Below are 14,325 nucleotides of genomic sequence, written 5' to 3'. Positions count from 1 at the left end.
GAAACGGCCGGCGGCGGAAACCGTGCCTAGCAGTGCCGCCCCGGCAGACCCCGCTCACGGGCGCGGCGAACGGCCGCCATGCCGGTTCCGCCCGCCGCGACGAGGGGCGAGGCGGCCCGGCGCATCATCCCCAGCTGCTGCTGCTCGGGACGCTGCTGCTCGCCGTGCAGGGCGTTGAGGACCAGTACGCCCGCGGTCAGCGCGGGCACCGCCCACTGGAGCACCATGAGCTGGCGCTGTGCCTGGCTGAGCTTGACCGGGTGCTCGGCGGCCGCCTCGGCGTCCGCGGGGTCCGGGGACGAGGCGAGTTCGACCTTCTTCCCCACGACACGGGTGTAGGCGGTGGCGGCGAGGGCGGCTCCGGTGAGCACCAGCTTGGCCACGGTGGAGGCGGCCACCCCCTGCTGGTAGGCCACCCGGGCGCTGTTCGCGCCCAGCAGGCCGGCGCCTCCCACCAGGTGTGCGCCGATCGCCGCCGCGTTCACCGGCGTCCAGGCCGCCCAGCCGGCGCTGGCGATGCGCGCGGTCGACATTTCGTCGACGCCGGTCCTTCTCGCCGCCCCGTTGAGGCCGACGGCTCCCATCAGGGAACCGCCGAACCAGGCTGCCAGGCCGACGTCGTGCAGGCTGCGCAGGGCCGTGATGCGTTCTGACATTCGAATCCTTCCGAGACGCATGCCCCGTCGGTTCAGGGCACCGCAAACAGCCTCCGCGTGATCGCGGGCGCCGACCACCGCAGAGCGGGCACACGGGTTACGGGCCCGGGCCACCGGTGGACGGCGCGGGCGCGCCGTGCGGGTGCGGGCGGCGCGCGGTGCCGTCAGGCTTGGGTCGATCGACGACCGTACGAAGCCGGACTTCCGGATGGATGGGAACGGGTGGGCCGCATGGACAAGTCGCGCCTGATCGAAGCGACCGTGGAGAAGACCGCGTCGGCGGAGTCCCCAGGCGCTCTGCGGCGGGAGGACGTCGAGCGAGTGCTCGACGCCCTCTTCGGGACGGTGGAGCGCCCGGGCGCGATCGCGGAGGCGCTGGCGGGGGGCGAGTCGGTCCTGCTGGGCAGCTTCGGCGGGTTCGACCCCGCGGACGGTACGGCGTCCTTCCGGCCGGGAAAAGCGCTCAGCGAGTACCTTCGGGGCGCCACGCGATGACGGCCCGGCCGGCCCTCGGCCGACTGGTGAAGCCGTGACCTGACGCGGAGCCGTGACTATCTGCCAAGTCGGCCGAAAGCACACCCAGCATTTCGGTCAGTACGGACATGGGCCTCCCCCGGGCCGCAACGGTCCTAGCATGTCGGTCCTAAGAAGCTGGCTCCCTCTGGGTACGGGTGAGAACTGGATGCGACAGGAGTCGTGGCGGCCGGACGCCATCGACACGAAGGTGCCGAGCGTGGCACGGATGTACGACTACTTCCTGGGGGGCGAGGACAACTACCAGTCGGACCGTGAAGCCTGCGAGCAGTTGCTCGAGCAGGTGCCCAGCACCAAGGTGCTGGCGGTCAACAACCGGCGCTTCCTGCGCCGTGCGGTGCGCACGCTGGCGGCCGACCACGGCATCCGGCAGTTCATCGACCACGGATCCGGTCTGCCCACGCAGGACAACGTCCACCAGGTCGCCCAGGCCGTGGACCCCTCCTCGACCGTGGTCTACGTCGACAACGACCCGATCGTCCTGGCGCACGGACGGGCGCTGCTGGAGGAGAACGACCGTACGGCCGTCATCCAGGCCGACATGCGCGACACGGACGGTATCTTCGACCACCCCGAGACGACACGCCTGATTGATTTCAGCCGTCCGGTGGCGGCGCTCTTCGTCTCGGTGCTCCACTGCATCCCCGACGAGGACGACCCGGCCGCCCTCGTCCGGCGTGTGGCCGCGCGGCTGGCGCCGGGCAGCTTCCTCGTCGTCTGCCAACTGGTCAGCGACCGGCCGGAGATCCGTAAGTTCGTCACCGACTTCATGGCGGAGGCGACCGGCGGCCACTGGGGCAGGGTGCGTGAGGAGAGCGAGGTCGCCGCGTACTTCGCCGGCCTGGAGGTTCTCGACCCCGGCCTGGTGGAAGTGTCCACCTGGCGCCCGGACAACGACCTGGCACCGGTGCAGCCGTCCGACGAGTGGCTCGAATGGGGCGGAGTGGCCCGGCTGCCCTGATCCAGGGCCCCACGATGCCGACGCCCCCGCCGCACAGCTGCGACGGGGGCGGGGCCGACGGCACTCCGGTCTCCGGTGCGCTCCCCCACCGGCACCCTGCTGGGCACGGTGACCGAGAGACCGGGGTTTCGGCAGGCCGGAGAGCGGGCTCGGCCCATCGCAGACCGGGCGCTCGTACGTCAGAGACCGGCGAGCCGCTCCCTCATCGTTTCGAGCGAGTGCCGGGGCGTCAGGGCGCACGCGCCGAGCCGGTCCATCATGTCGCGGTACTGCTCGACGATCCGCGGCTTCTGCGTGAACGTGCTGTCCGTCAGGTGCTCGATGTACACGGCGTCCTTGAGATCACCCGGCGCGAACCGAAGATACGTGAGGCCGGTTCCGACCCCGACCGAGGCCGTCACGTCGAGCGGGGCGATCTGCAGGGTGACGCGGGCGCGCTGCATCATCACCACGAGGTGCTCCAACTGCTCGCGCATCACCGGCACGCCGCCCACTGTGCGCATCAGCACGGACTCGTCGATCACCGCCCACAGGCGCGGCCCGTCCGCGTTGTCGAGCTGCCGCTGCCTCTCCTGCCGCAGCTCCACCCTGCGCTGCACCTCGTGCGTGAGCAGATGCCCCGGGCCCGACTGCACCACCGCCCGGGTGTACGCGGGCGTCTGCAACAGGCCCGGTACGTAGAAGGGTTCGTACGTCCTGATGGTCGACGCGGCGCCTTCGAGTGCCACGAGCGGGGCGAAGAAGTCGGACAGCACGTCGCTGTAGGACCGCCACCAGTCCGGTCGGCGGGACTGTTCCAGCAGCCGCATGAACTCCGCGACCTGCACGTCGTCGTCCACCCCGTACAGGTGGAGCAGCGCCGCGGCGTCGCTCTGCTTGCAGCCGTGGCGTCCCAGCTCGATACGGCTGGTTTTGGAGCGGGAGAAGCCGAGCTTGGAGTCGACGTGCGAGGGATCGAGCCCCGCGGCGACGCGCAGCTCGCGCAGTTTCCCACCGAGGATGACCTTCAGCGCGGTCGGGTTGCGCTCAGCCGCTCCCAGCGGGCGGGCGAAGAGGGACGGGCTTGATTCGGCTGCGGCTGCCATCACGCTCTCCTGCGGACGATGAGGAGGAACGACACTATCGACCCGCCGCACACATGAGCCAGGGGTTCCGCGGTGAGGCGACGGATTTCAGCCGATGAAGGAGTCGAAGTCGCCGTCCCGGGCTCCCGCCACGAACGCGGCGATTTCCTCGCGCGTATAGATGAGGGCGGGCCCCTGCGGGTCGCGGCTGTTGCGGACGGCAACCCGGCCGTCCGGAAGTGCGGCCAGCTCAACACAGTTGCCTGTGGCGTTGCTGCGGCCGCTCTTGATCCACTTCGCGGACCCCAGCGCTCGTGAACTGACCCCGTTGAACAACTCCACGCCCACCGCTCCCTCTTGCAACACGTCCACCGAGCCCACAGTTCCGGACAGTGCAATCCCAACTGCAATTGCACTTCGTGGGCCAGGTCGACGATACTCGTCCACCACCGGTTGGCGCAGCATCGGGCTCCGAAGCCTGCGAAGGGACGTGATCCGTGGTGATTCACATGGCGCACTCGGCGAGCCCGCACGTCGGACCCGCAGGCCGGGGCGGATTGGCCACCGCCCACGACTCCGCGCCGCCCCCGGCGGTGGCGAGCGAGGCCGAACCATTCGTACTGCCGGACGACTTCGCCGCCTGCGGTCTCGACGGCCGCCCCGACAACGCCGGCCGGGCACGCCGGTTCGTCGGGCACACCTTCGAGCGGTGGGCCCTCGGGGCGGCGGCCGGCGACGCGAAGCTGGTCGTCAGCGAACTCGTCACCAACGCGGTCCGGCATGCCGTAGAGCCCATGCGACCGGATGTCGGCGAATACCCGTTGTGGCTGGGCCTCTTCCGGTACCCCTCACACCTGATGTGCGCCGTGTCCGACCCCAGCCCGGCCGCGCCCCGCGAGCGCGCAGCGGACGCCTGCGCGGTCGGCGGCAGAGGTCTTCAGCTGATCAGCGCACTGAGCGACAGCTGGTCGTGGGAGCCGACAGCGCCGCAGGGCAAGACGGTCTGGGCGACGCTGCACCTCCCCGCGAGCTGACCCGACGTCCCGCCTCCACGGCGGCAGCCGGGACGTCGGTTCGTCCTGGTCGTCGATCAGGTCCAGCTCGGCCCAGCCCCGGGAGACGATCGCACGGCGCCCCTGCGCCCGGACGGCTTCGACGGCCGCCCGGGCGACGTCCTTCGGGGCAGGCAGGGGCGTGCTGCCGAAGCCCACGTACACCGGCGGTGTGCCGGCGTCCAGGAACGCCGAGAGCTCGCGGGAGAGGTGGCGTTCGTCGTGACGGATCCACGCGCCGGTCTGCACGACGTCGAGCTCGGTCGCCCGCCACGGGCTCAGAACCGGGTCCGTCGCCAGCCACGGGCGGTCGGTGAAGGCGTAGTCGCGGACGTTGGCCACCGGCGACAGGCCGACCGACGCACGGTGGGAGTTGATCACCGCACCGAACATGTCGTTCGCGTTCCGGGCGTCCAGGTCCCACAGCTCCCGGTTGTCGCTCACTTCCGCCGGCAACGGCCGGCCTCGCCGCCCGGGCGGCGGCTGGTGCGGCGACGGCAGGCTGATCGGCTGGTGACTCACGTGCACGTAGCGGATGCCCAGCTTCTCCGCCACCGACCGCGCGCCGGCCGTGACCGGCAACGGGCCGGTCGCCACCAGCGCGTCACACCCCCTGGCCGCCTCGGCCACCGTGCCGAACTGCGCGGAGATCAACTCCGCCGCACGCTGCGGCAGTCCCGCCGCCGACCCCGGAGCCACCGAGGTCACCAATGGACGCACCGGTCGGCCGAACGGCACCAGCGGCACACCGGCAGCGGCCGACAGCTCCGCGAACTCCTCGTCCGGCGGCGCGCAGATCCACACCTCCGCACCGTGCTCCCGCAACCGCACCGCGAGCCCCAGCATCGGTTCGACGCTCCCCCGCGCCCCGTACGTCGACACCAACACACGCATTCCGCAGCTCCCCTTGCAGCAGTTGTGGCTTCGGTCGGTGATTCTGCGGCACGACCGGGGTCTTGCCGCAAGCGCCCCAGTGCGCTGTACGTTCACAATGGAAGGAGTGGGTGCTCCCCCTTCCCTCTTTCGTCGGGCTTCTCGATGGCGTCGAGGAGGACGGGGACGGCAGGACGTTGCACACCACACTGGCCACCTACCCCCCAGGGGTATAAAGTGGAGGGCGTGAGCAGGGATCGACGTCTCCGGTGAACCGGATTGGGGATGACAGGCCATGGACCACACCGCTCACCAGACCGGTGCGCACGACCACGCGGCACATGACGTGCACGGACAGCACGAGCCCGGCGGCCACGGGCACGGCGGGGCGTCCTGGAGCACGGCGGCGAAGGCGACGCTGCACTGCCTGACCGGATGCGCGATCGGCGAGATCCTCGGCATGGCTGTCGGCACCGCTCTGCTGTGGGGGAACGTTCCGACGATGGCTTTCGCGATCGCGCTGGCCTTCGTCTTCGGCTACTCCTTCACCCTGTTCGCCGTCCGGCGGGCCGGGCTGGACTTCAAGTCGGCGGTGAAGGTGGCGCTGGCCGCAGACACCGTCTCGATCACGGTGATGGAGTTCGTCGACAACGCCATCATCGCCCTGACCCCCGGGGCTATGGACGCCCATCTGTCCGACTCGCTGTTCTGGACCGCGCTCCTGGGCGGCTTCGCCGTCGCCTTCCTGATCACGACGCCGGTGAACAAGTGGATGATCGGCCGCGGCAAGGGCCACGCCGTCGTCCACGCCTACCACTGACGCCTTGGCCCACCACCGGACCGGAGCGGGGACGCCCCGACGCGTTTGCGCATCCCACGCCCCGGTTGGACGCTGAATCCAGGGGCTCGAACAGGCGCGGCCACCAGGCGCGCCGGCCTCCGCTGCGAAGGAGGCCACCGCGATGACCATGGTCAAGGACATGCTCGCCACCTACCCGGCCGACCTGGGCGGCGTCGACCGCGACAAGCTCACCCGCTGCATCGAGGAGTGCGTCGCCTGCGCGCAGGCGTGTACGGCGTGCGCGGACGCCTGCCTCTCCGAAGGCATGGTCGGCGACCTCACGAAGTGCATCCGCACCGACATGGACTGCGCCGACATCTGTACCGCCACCGCGGCTGTGCTGTCGCGCCACACCGGCTACGACGCCAACATCACGCGCGCGGTCCTCCAGACATGCGCCACTGCCTGCAAGGCGTGCGCCGACGAGTGCGCGTCCCACGCCGACATGCACGAGCACTGCCGCGTCTGCGCCGAAGCCTGCCGCTCCTGCGAGCAGGCGTGCAACGAACTGCTGCAGACGTTGGGCTGACCGACGGGCGGGGCCGCCGGACCCGGGTCCGGCGGCCCGCGCTTCACGCCGGGGCCACGGCGTTCTCCGATGCCTGCGCGGGCTGTGCGCGCTGCCTGCGGCGGCCGCGCCGGGTCATTCCACGGGGCTTGAACACCGACAGCCCGGCAGCGATCAGCAGCGCGACGACGGCGGCGCCCGCGTCCACGATCAACTGGACGCGCATGCCCTCCAGCTCCCCCTCCGCCAGGACGGCCCGCCCGGCCGCGTCGGAGAGGTGGCCGACCGGCTGCATGTGGACCAGCAGCAGGACGGTGGCGAACACGGTGATCAACAGCTTCGCGATCACCCAGTAGTGGCGCAAGAGACCCCATACCGTGCCCAGCGACTGCACCACACCGGTCACGAGCGACGCGGCGGCGAGCGGCACGACGACCGCCCATGCCACGAGTTCCATCGCCACGTAGGCGCTTCGGACCGTCTGCGGACCGCTGCTGACCAGACCGGCGACGGCCAGGGCGAGAAACGCGACGACCGCGCCGAACCAGCCGAGAGACGCGGCGACGTGGGCGGTCAGCGCGGCCTTGCGCAGCCTGGGCGGATACAGCTTCACGGCGCGTGCCCGGCCATTCCGCCCCCGGCCAGGTGCACGATCACGAACACCACGACCAGGGCGACAGCCACCGCCGCCGAGATCTTCACCCAGCGCGGGGCGCCGTCCTCGTCGGGACTGCCGGAGTTCGGCGAATCGGCCATGACGGCCTCCAGGTGATCAGGACGGAACGGACCCGCCACAGAGGTTTTACGAGACACAGTGTCTCTCTCGCGGCGCAGTGTATCCCCCCTGCGCTCATCTGTAGTCTTCACGCGTGCCGAAGCTCTGGAACGAGACGATCGACGCGCACCGCCACGCGGTGCGGGAGGCGATCCTGGACACCGCCACCACGCTGGTGGAGGCCGGCGGCCTGCGCTCGGTGACCATGTCGCGGATCGCCGAGGGGGCCGGTATCGGTCGGGCCACTCTCTACAAATACTTCTCCGACGTCGAGGCGGTACTGGTGGCCTGGCACGAGCGGCAGGTCACCGGCCACCTTCACCGGCTCGCGGAGGTCGCCGGACAGTCCGGCACCGCCCCTGAGCGCCTGCGGGCCGTACTCGCCGCCTTCGCGGACATCACCCGCCGTCGTCACGGCGGAGACCTTTCCGCCCTCCTCCACCAGGGCGACCACGTCACGCACGCCGAGCAGCACCTGACGCAGCTGCTGGAGAGCCTGATCGCCGAAGGGGCCGGGAGCGGCGCCCTGCGCGACGACGTCCCACCCGCCGAGCTCGCCCAGTACTGCCTGCACGCCCTGACCGCGGCGGCCGGGCTCACCACTCGCCCCGCCGTCCAACGACTCGTCGACGTCACGTACAGCGGCTTGCGCCCGCCGGCCTGACTGTCGCGGCGCAACCCTCGCCGGCGCCCTCCGAGGGCGCGGGCAGCGCTAGCGGCCGCCCATCGGGGCCGGGTACGGCTCCGGCCCCCTGCGCCACTGGGCGAAGGGGGCCGGAGACCGCGGATCAGTGGAACGTGATGTAGCCGTTGCCGTCGCTGTCGTTTCCGCTCTTGCTGTACGAGTGGACGTCGGCGCGGCTGCCGGAGGGCTTGTAGAAGTAGATCGTGTCGCGATCGTTGTTCCACATGAAGTTGCAGTTGTCGCGGTAGACGACGTTGTTGGCGTCCGAGTCGGTGCCGTTGCCGCCGCGCAGCTTCACGTAGTCGCCGGGCTGCAGGTAGTGGTCGGCGGTGAAGGCGAAGCGGTTGCCGGTGGCGTCCTTCACGACGTAACCCCTGAGGTTCACGGTCGCCGTGGCCGAGTAGTTCTTGACCGTCAGGTACTCGTCGCGGGTGTTGCCCGACGAGCAGCTGTTGGAGTCCCGCCCCGGTGCGTCGTACTGAATGCCGCGAATCTTCAGTGCGGACGAGTACTCGGCGGCTTGGGCCGGGCCCGCGAGCAGAACGGCGAGCGATCCGACCGTGACGGCGGCGGCAGCGGCGGCATGGGTGTAACGCAAGGTGAGGTCCCCCCTCAGTAGTGCCGATGAGCAAACAGGAGCCTACCGACACGATGAACGCCTGATTACCATTTCAAGTAATTCTGCGTACATCCGCCGTTACGGCCGGTGGAGCGGCGAGTCAGTCGTCCGAGCCGCCGCGGGAGCCCGAACTGCTGCTCCTACGGCTTGCCACGGACACCAGCTCGGCCGCGCCCAGGCTCACGGCGGAGACCGCGCGCACCCAGCGGGGACCGCCGCGTGCCGCCCACACCACACAACAGACGCACCCTCCGGCCACGAGCAACAGGACCCCGGACAGCACCAGTACAGCCATGCCCATTTCCCCCTCTTCACCGTCGTGTTCGGTGCATCCTCCCATCGCGCCGTACGGCCGCCCCGCCCGGGCCGGGCGGGGCGTCGCCGCCCCCGTCTGCCGTTCACAGACGCGCGTCGCGGTGGGTCGGTTCGCCGTCGAGAACGGTCAGCAGCACCGGGAGGTCCGGTAGTTCGGTTGCCGCGGTGGTGAGCGGGTCGGCGGCGAAAACCGTCAGGTCGGCGCGACGGCCGACCGCGATGCGGCCGGCTTCGTGCTCCTCCCCCGCCGCGTAGGCGGCGTTGACGGTCATGCCCTGAAGGGCCTCCAGGGGTGTGAGCGCCTGTTCCGGGCCGTGCGGCGCCCGGTCGAGGTCCCGCGCGACGGCCGCCGGTGACGGGCTCCCGCCATGACGCCCAGCGGCGGGTAGGGGCGATGGGCCAGTCGGAGCCGAGGACGACCAACGGCGCCGGAGTCGTGCAGGTCGCGGCAGCGCCACGCACGTGCGGCGCGCTCCTCACCGAGGCGGCGCGACCAGTCCTGCTCGCCCTGGTCCTCGGCACGATCGCCATCAACGCCCTGACCGCCTACAGCGCGGGACTCGCCCTCCAGGCCGTCGGCATCCGCGTCCGCCGCTCCCTCAGCGTGATCGCCGACGGGGTCGCCGCCGTCTCCCTCACCCTGTACGGGCTCCTCGTCTCCGACTTCCTCGACACAGCAACGTCCTCCAGCTCACGGTCGTCCTGCTCGGCCCGGCCATGGCCGTCTACGCCACGGACATCATGCTGCGCCGCAACCGCTACGACGGCCCCACCCTGATGGACGAGACCCGCAACAGCCCCTTCTGGTACAGCGCGGGCGTCAACGCGGCGGGCGCGCTGGCCCTCACGGGCGGCGTCGCGGCGGGCGCCCTGTGCGTCAACACCCTCTACACCGGGCCCATCGCGCGGGCCCTGGGCGGCCTGGACCTCGCACTGCCCGCCGGGATGGCCGTCTCGTCGGCCCTGTACGCGCTGCTCACGCGTCGCAGCACGGTCGGCGCACACCACCCCGCCGCCCGCGCCTGACCGTCACCACCCACCACCGGACGTCCGTGGGCGGCCGCTGCCGTCGGCAGCCCACGCCCACCCATGGGAGGGGTGACACGGAAGCCCGCCGCTTCACACCGGTCCGGGTTCCGGGTCGCGGTCCGATTTCGGCCAGACGTACGGCAGATCGTCCGGCACACCGGGGAACCGATCGCCGTAGAAATCGGGATCCTTGCGCACCAGCGCCGACTGGTGACTGCGGTGGAACTCCGTGGCGCCGGACCAGGGCGGAACGTCCCCGTCCGATGCCAGCCGCTCCTGGGTACGCACCTTGACGCCCGGCATCCACGCCATGAGGTCGCTCATCAGGGTGGCGGCACACGTGTCGGCGCGCCCCTCCGCCGTCCACACCCGGCACATCTCCAGCCCGTACCGGACGAGCGCCTCTTCGTAACCGGCCCACATACGGACCGCTGGATGCCTGCGCCAGCCGTATCCCGGCACGATGAGACCGCGGAGCACCTGCAGCGCTTCCACCCGCTGCTTGCCGAGCCGCCGGGGGTCGAGCACGGCGGCCGATTCCGCGAAACTCTCAAAGGGGAGAAATGTCTGCATAGGTGTTGTCTACCCGCAGACCTCCGCGTGTGCCGCACGATCATCCGTGGTGTACGTCGAATACCACCGTGGCGTTTCTCCCGCATGTCATGAACGGCCGAGCTGTCTCGTCTCCATGAAGAGAGTCGGTTCTGCGATCGGGACGGTGATGTTCGTGCGGGTGTGTGTGGCGGGTGGGGCCGGCAAAGTGGGACTGCGGCCGATGCCGCGGCTCATGGGGGCCGGCCACCGGGTGACGGCTGCGACGACGAGTGCGGCCGAGCGGCCCCACCCCCGCGCCGAGGTGCCGGCATGACCGGCGCCGAGGAGTTCGAGCGGCTGCGACCGCTGCTGTTCTCGATCGCCTACCGGATCCTCGGCAGCGTCAGCGAGGCCGAGGACGCGGTGCAGGAGACCTGGCTGCGCTACGAGACCTCCGCGACGCGGCCCGTGTCGGCCAAGGCGTTCCTCTCGTCCGTGGTCACCCGGATCTCGATCGACGTACTGCGCTCGGCCCGCGTCCGCCGGGAGGAGTACGTCGGTGCCTGGCTCCCCGAGCCTCTGCTCACCGACCCCTACGAGGATCCCGCGCGGTCGGCGGAGTTGGCGGACTCGGTGTCGATGGCCGCCCTGCTGCTGCTCGAGCGGCTGAGCCCGCTGGAGCGGGCGGTGTTCGTACTGCGGGAAGTGTTCGGCTTCGGCTTCTCCGAGGTCGCGGCGGCCGTGGAGCGCTCGGAGGCGGCGTGCCGTCAGCTCGCGGTGCGGGCGCGGCGCCACATGGAAGCGGGCCGACCCCGGTTCGAGGCGGACCGCCGGGAGCGGGAGGAACTGGCGGCGCGGTTCTTCGGCGCGCTCCGGGAGGGCGACGTAGACAGCCTGCGGGAGCTGCTGGCCGCCGATGTGTCGATGGTCGGGGACGGCGGCGGCAAAGCCCCGCAGTCGGCCCGGCGCGTCTCCGGAGCCGACAACGTGGCGAGGGTGCTTGCCTCGGTGTTCCCCTCGCTGGTCCGGATCGACGTGACGTGGGAGCCGCAGGAGGTGAACGGTCAGCCCGGGGCCATCCTGCGCGACCGGGACGGCAGAGTCCTCAACACGTTGGCGCTCGACGTACTCGACGGGCGGATCCAGACGATCCGCTCGGTGCTCAACCCCGACAAGCTCGGGCACGTGGGGCCGGTGGCGGACGCCTGGGCGGTCAAACGGGAGGCGGACGCGGCGCGCCGCCACGCGCGTTGACGGTGGGGGCGCCGGTGCCGCGTCCCGTGGGGCGTCCGCTCACTCGACCGCGGCGGGCCCCACGGGCGAAGCCGGCGTCACCGGGCCGGTGCTCCGCGCCGGAACCGGTGACGCGCGGCTGGGCATGCCTCCGTACTCAACGCACCTGCGCGGCCGCATCGGGCACGCGCTCGCGGTGGCCGCCCACCGACAGCGTGCACTGCCCGTCTTCGCAGGAGCGCTGCAGACGGCCCCGCGAAACGGTCTGCACGAGGCCGATCGTCCAGCACATGGGGCACCCGCGCAGCGAGCAGCACGGCTCCGACGGCCACAGCGATGTCAAACGATCATGGCAACCTCCCAGTTCCTGCTTCGGCGTCGCGCCGGCAAGCACAGGTACAAGAGGCGCGGCCCTCCTCGAAGGATTCAGCCCCTGCGGGGGTTTCAGCCTGTTCTCGGCGGCTTTCCGGCCATCATGCGGTTCCACCGGCCGTGCGTGGGGGGCGTGGGCGATGGGCGAGCGGGGACGAGTGCGTTCCGGCGGCGCGTTCCAGGACCGGGGTCTCACCGCTTGGCCTTCCACGGATCCGACGGCGGCTGCAGACCGAAGGTGTGGTCGAGGCGCGCTTCCGCCGCCTTGAGGCCCTTGATGCCTTTGTCGAACTCCATCCACCCCCGATGCGCCTGCTCGGACTCCTCGGCGGACGGGAAGGTGTAGAGCCTCGGCGACGAAGCGAGCACCTCGCGCGCGCCGCTCCGCAGGTGTACGACGGCGGCCGACCAGGCGGTCCGAAGCCTCGGGTCGGCGATGTCCCCGTACGCCTCGGCGGTGGGAATGGTGTCGAGGAGAGGTCCGAAGTCCACACGCACGACGCCCACTCTGTCGGGAATGCGAGCGGCCTGGACCTTCGCGGCCTCGCTGATCAGACTGACCATCACCGTCTCGCCCCCGGTCTCGTACCACTCGGCAACGCTGTCGGCGATCTGCGCGGCAGTGGTCGGCGTCGGCGTGGCGGTCGGGGTCGGATCCGCGACCGGCGTGGCGCTGGTCCGCACCGGCGCCGCGGTCGGCGCCGCCTCGGAGTCGCTGCCCGAACAGCCGGCGAGCGACCCGGCGGTCACGACGGTGAGCAGCAGGGCGCGGGCGGATACGAGACGGTTCATCGCAAGCTCCTTGTGATCAGTTCGGCGAGCAGCCGGGCTCGGGGGCCCATCCGCGCGACCTCCACGTATTCGTCGTCCGCGTGGGCGCCCGCACCCACTGCCCCCAGCCCGTCCAGCGTCGGGCAGCCCACGGCGGCGGTGCAGTTGCCGTCCGAGACACCTCCGACGGCGATCCCGCGGAGTGGCCGCTGGCCCAGTTCGAGGGCGATGCGGGAGGCGAGTGCGAACAGTCCGGCCGAGGACGCGGGTTCCATGGGCGGCCGCCCGCCGCGGCTCAGCACCTCCAGTCGGGCCCCGGGCGTACGGGGTGTGAGCCCCCGGAGGAGTGCGTCGATGCGCTGCTGTGCGGCGGAGGTCGGTGCGCGTACGTCCACCGTGATGCGCGCCAGCGCCGGCACCGTGTTGGGCGTGCTGCCGGCCGACAGCAGGGTGGGTGTGACGGTCGGGGCGTCCAGGCCGGGGGGCGCGGCCTCAGCGGCCGGGGACGAAGTGACCCCGCCGTATTCAGAACCGGCGGCCGCCCCGGGTGCGGCACACCGTGCACAGCCGATGCTGACGGCCGGAGCGGCCGGGGCGGTGTCATGGGCCTCGGCGCTCCCTGTCACCGACGCTCCGATCGCGGCGATCGCCAGCACTTGATGCGCCGCTTCGACCGCCGCGTTGACCCCTTTGGCGGGGTCCAGCCCCGCATGCGCGGCACGCCCCTGCACGATCACCTCGTACCGCGAGCTCCCCTTGCGCGCGGTTTTCAGGGCCCCCTCCTCGTCGCCGGACGCCTCGAGCACGAACGCCGCCGCACTCCCCCGCGCGGCCTCCTCGATCAACTCGCGCGAGGTCGGGGAGCCGACCTCCTCGTCTCCGTTGACCAGCACGCACACCCCGTCCGGGGAGGGCAGGGACGCCAGCGCGTGGAACATCTGGACCAGCCCCGCCTTCATGTCGAGTACGCCGGGCCCCCGCGCGATCCCGTCGGCCACCGACCACGGGCGGGTCGCCAGCGTGCCCACCGGCCACACCGTGTCGTGGTGCCCGAGCAGCAGCACCCGCGGTGTGCCGAAGACCCAGCGCACATGCGGCACCCCGCCGACCACGATGATCTCGGGCTCGGTCCCGAGCAGCCTCGCCCCGAGTGCGCCGACCGCCCCGGCGCTCCGCGCGACCGCCGCGTGGTCGCCCGAGAAGGACTCGCAGCGCACGAGCCCCTCCAGATCGGCGAGCATCACCGGCAACGCGCACACACCCTCGCGGGTCACCGGTCCGTCCCTGTCTCAACTCGACGTGGTGGCAGCACACTTCCCCCTCGTACGGCATCTGCGGTCGGCCCTCCGAAGTGGCCGGCGCGGCCGCGTCCGTACGCCCCCTCCGTCGGACACGGCCGCTCCGCTGACGCTAGGACGAGGCGATACATTCCACCAGCGACTGGATCGGATGGGAGCCATGCGTCCAGGGAATGTGCCGGAAGAAGCCGGGAGAAGGGGTGGG

The 14,325-nt window shown here is 71.3% G+C and carries 16 protein-coding genes and 3 pseudogenes; 8 read left to right on the top strand and 11 right to left on the bottom strand.

Annotated features, from left to right (window positions below):
- Nucleotides 1-26: 26 nt before the first annotated feature.
- Nucleotides 27-656 (bottom strand): hypothetical protein, encoded by a 630-nt coding sequence (locus AC07FK_RS28005; protein ID WP_479107733.1) that lies wholly within the window; start codon nt 654-656, stop codon nt 27-29.
- A 231-nt stretch (nt 657-887) separates the two neighbouring features.
- Between AC07FK_RS28005 and AC07FK_RS28000 the strand changes: the two genes are divergently transcribed.
- On the top strand, nt 888-1,151 hold the full coding sequence (locus tag AC07FK_RS28000) for an HU family DNA-binding protein (protein ID WP_479107732.1): 264 nt from the start codon (nt 888-890) through the stop codon (nt 1,149-1,151).
- Nucleotides 1,152-1,338: 187 nt separating this feature from the next.
- Complete coding sequence (locus tag AC07FK_RS27995) at nt 1,339-2,151, top strand: SAM-dependent methyltransferase (protein WP_479107731.1); 813 nt, start codon at nt 1,339-1,341, stop codon at nt 2,149-2,151.
- A 179-nt stretch (nt 2,152-2,330) separates the two neighbouring features.
- Here the strand turns inward: AC07FK_RS27995 and AC07FK_RS27990 are convergent, their stop codons facing one another.
- Nucleotides 2,331-3,236, bottom strand: a complete 906-nt coding sequence (locus tag AC07FK_RS27990) for a helix-turn-helix domain-containing protein (protein WP_479107730.1) — start codon at nt 3,234-3,236, stop codon at nt 2,331-2,333.
- A gap of 87 nt (nt 3,237-3,323) precedes the next feature.
- Nucleotides 3,324-3,557 (bottom strand): DUF397 domain-containing protein, encoded by a 234-nt coding sequence (locus AC07FK_RS27985; RefSeq protein ID WP_479107818.1) that lies wholly within the window; start codon nt 3,555-3,557, stop codon nt 3,324-3,326.
- Between the two features lie 167 nt (nt 3,558-3,724).
- Between AC07FK_RS27985 and AC07FK_RS27980 the strand changes: the two are divergent.
- A pseudogene (locus tag AC07FK_RS27980) lies at nt 3,725-4,168 on the top strand (ATP-binding protein); the annotation flags it as partial.
- On the opposite strand, the gene AC07FK_RS27975 reads toward AC07FK_RS27980, so the two are convergent.
- Nucleotides 4,064-5,161 (bottom strand): glycosyltransferase family protein, encoded by a 1,098-nt coding sequence (locus AC07FK_RS27975; RefSeq protein WP_479107729.1) that lies wholly within the window; start codon nt 5,159-5,161, stop codon nt 4,064-4,066. The pseudogene AC07FK_RS27980 and the gene AC07FK_RS27975 overlap by 105 nt on opposite strands.
- A gap of 274 nt (nt 5,162-5,435) precedes the next feature.
- Between AC07FK_RS27975 and AC07FK_RS27970 the strand changes: the two genes are divergently transcribed.
- Both AC07FK_RS27970 and AC07FK_RS27965 read left to right on the top strand, forming a co-directional pair.
- Nucleotides 5,436-5,960, top strand: coding sequence for a DUF4396 domain-containing protein (locus tag AC07FK_RS27970; RefSeq protein WP_479107728.1), 525 nt, complete (start codon nt 5,436-5,438; stop codon nt 5,958-5,960).
- 142 nt (nt 5,961-6,102) lie between these two features.
- The gene (locus tag AC07FK_RS27965; RefSeq protein ID WP_479107727.1) at nt 6,103-6,510 is read left to right on the top strand and encodes a four-helix bundle copper-binding protein; all 408 of its coding nucleotides are present in this window, start codon (nt 6,103-6,105) and stop codon (nt 6,508-6,510) included.
- A gap of 43 nt (nt 6,511-6,553) precedes the next feature.
- Here the strand turns inward: AC07FK_RS27965 and AC07FK_RS27960 are convergent, their stop codons facing one another.
- Nucleotides 6,554-7,102, bottom strand: a complete 549-nt coding sequence (locus tag AC07FK_RS27960) for a hypothetical protein (protein WP_479107726.1) — start codon at nt 7,100-7,102, stop codon at nt 6,554-6,556.
- Complete coding sequence (locus tag AC07FK_RS27955; RefSeq protein WP_479107725.1) at nt 7,099-7,245, bottom strand: hypothetical protein; 147 nt, start codon at nt 7,243-7,245, stop codon at nt 7,099-7,101. The genes AC07FK_RS27960 and AC07FK_RS27955 overlap by 4 nt, the downstream gene beginning before the upstream one ends.
- Before the next feature lie 113 nt (nt 7,246-7,358).
- On the opposite strand from AC07FK_RS27955, the gene AC07FK_RS27950 reads away from it, so the two are divergent.
- Nucleotides 7,359-7,928 (top strand): TetR/AcrR family transcriptional regulator, encoded by a 570-nt coding sequence (locus tag AC07FK_RS27950; RefSeq protein ID WP_479107724.1) that lies wholly within the window; start codon nt 7,359-7,361, stop codon nt 7,926-7,928.
- A gap of 124 nt (nt 7,929-8,052) precedes the next feature.
- Here the strand turns inward: AC07FK_RS27950 and AC07FK_RS27945 are convergent, their stop codons facing one another.
- Both AC07FK_RS27945 and AC07FK_RS27940 read right to left on the bottom strand, forming a co-directional pair.
- The gene (locus AC07FK_RS27945) at nt 8,053-8,547 is read right to left on the bottom strand and encodes a lamin tail domain-containing protein (protein WP_479107723.1); all 495 of its coding nucleotides are present in this window, start codon (nt 8,545-8,547) and stop codon (nt 8,053-8,055) included.
- 419 nt (nt 8,548-8,966) lie between these two features.
- A pseudogene (locus tag AC07FK_RS27940) lies at nt 8,967-9,382 on the bottom strand (amidohydrolase family protein); the annotation flags it as partial.
- Between AC07FK_RS27940 and AC07FK_RS27935 the strand changes: the two are divergent.
- Nucleotides 9,383-9,909 (top strand): annotated as a pseudogene (locus tag AC07FK_RS27935) (cytosine permease); the annotation flags it as partial.
- A 93-nt stretch (nt 9,910-10,002) separates the two neighbouring features.
- On the opposite strand, the gene AC07FK_RS27930 reads toward AC07FK_RS27935, so the two are convergent.
- Nucleotides 10,003-10,485 (bottom strand): MSMEG_6728 family protein, encoded by a 483-nt coding sequence (locus AC07FK_RS27930; protein ID WP_479107722.1) that lies wholly within the window; start codon nt 10,483-10,485, stop codon nt 10,003-10,005.
- 291 nt (nt 10,486-10,776) lie between these two features.
- On the opposite strand from AC07FK_RS27930, the gene AC07FK_RS27925 reads away from it, so the two are divergent.
- Entirely contained in the window at nt 10,777-11,700 is a 924-nt protein-coding gene (locus tag AC07FK_RS27925) for an RNA polymerase sigma-70 factor (protein WP_479107721.1), read from the top strand.
- A 543-nt stretch (nt 11,701-12,243) separates the two neighbouring features.
- Here AC07FK_RS27925 and AC07FK_RS27920 read toward each other — a convergent pair.
- Entirely contained in the window at nt 12,244-12,843 is a 600-nt protein-coding gene (locus tag AC07FK_RS27920) for a hypothetical protein (RefSeq protein ID WP_479107720.1), read from the bottom strand.
- Complete coding sequence (locus tag AC07FK_RS27915) at nt 12,840-14,063, bottom strand: M20 family metallopeptidase (RefSeq protein WP_479107817.1); 1,224 nt, start codon at nt 14,061-14,063, stop codon at nt 12,840-12,842. Before AC07FK_RS27915 ends, AC07FK_RS27920 begins: the two co-directional genes overlap by 4 nt.
- Nucleotides 14,064-14,325: the final 262 nt, after the last annotated feature.

It is taken from the genome of Streptomyces sp. NPDC046122, assembly GCF_056429965.1.
This window is presented reverse-complemented; position numbering and strand designations above follow the sequence as displayed.

Bases quoted from the DNA above. Each gene is read 5' to 3' on its own strand.
- AC07FK_RS28005 (WP_479107733.1), bottom strand. From the start codon at position 656: ATGTCAGAACGCATCACGGCCCTGCGCAGCCTGCACGACGTCGGCCTG.
- AC07FK_RS27970 (WP_479107728.1), top strand. From the start codon at position 5,436: ATGGACCACACCGCTCACCAGACCGGTGCGCACGACCACGCGGCACAT.
- AC07FK_RS27965 (WP_479107727.1), top strand. From the start codon at position 6,103: ATGACCATGGTCAAGGACATGCTCGCCACCTACCCGGCCGACCTGGGC.
- AC07FK_RS27915 (WP_479107817.1), bottom strand. From the start codon at position 14,063: ATGCTCGCCGATCTGGAGGGGCTCGTGCGCTGCGAGTCCTTCTCGGGC.
- AC07FK_RS27930 (WP_479107722.1), bottom strand. From the start codon at position 10,485: ATGCAGACATTTCTCCCCTTTGAGAGTTTCGCGGAATCGGCCGCCGTG.
- AC07FK_RS27955 (WP_479107725.1), bottom strand. From the start codon at position 7,245: ATGGCCGATTCGCCGAACTCCGGCAGTCCCGACGAGGACGGCGCCCCG.
- AC07FK_RS27920 (WP_479107720.1), bottom strand. From the start codon at position 12,843: ATGAACCGTCTCGTATCCGCCCGCGCCCTGCTGCTCACCGTCGTGACC.
- AC07FK_RS27990 (WP_479107730.1), bottom strand. From the start codon at position 3,236: ATGGCAGCCGCAGCCGAATCAAGCCCGTCCCTCTTCGCCCGCCCGCTG.
- AC07FK_RS27975 (WP_479107729.1), bottom strand. From the start codon at position 5,161: ATGCGTGTGTTGGTGTCGACGTACGGGGCGCGGGGGAGCGTCGAACCG.
- AC07FK_RS27995 (WP_479107731.1), top strand. From the start codon at position 1,339: ATGCGACAGGAGTCGTGGCGGCCGGACGCCATCGACACGAAGGTGCCG.
- AC07FK_RS27925 (WP_479107721.1), top strand. From the start codon at position 10,777: ATGACCGGCGCCGAGGAGTTCGAGCGGCTGCGACCGCTGCTGTTCTCG.
- AC07FK_RS28000 (WP_479107732.1), top strand. From the start codon at position 888: ATGGACAAGTCGCGCCTGATCGAAGCGACCGTGGAGAAGACCGCGTCG.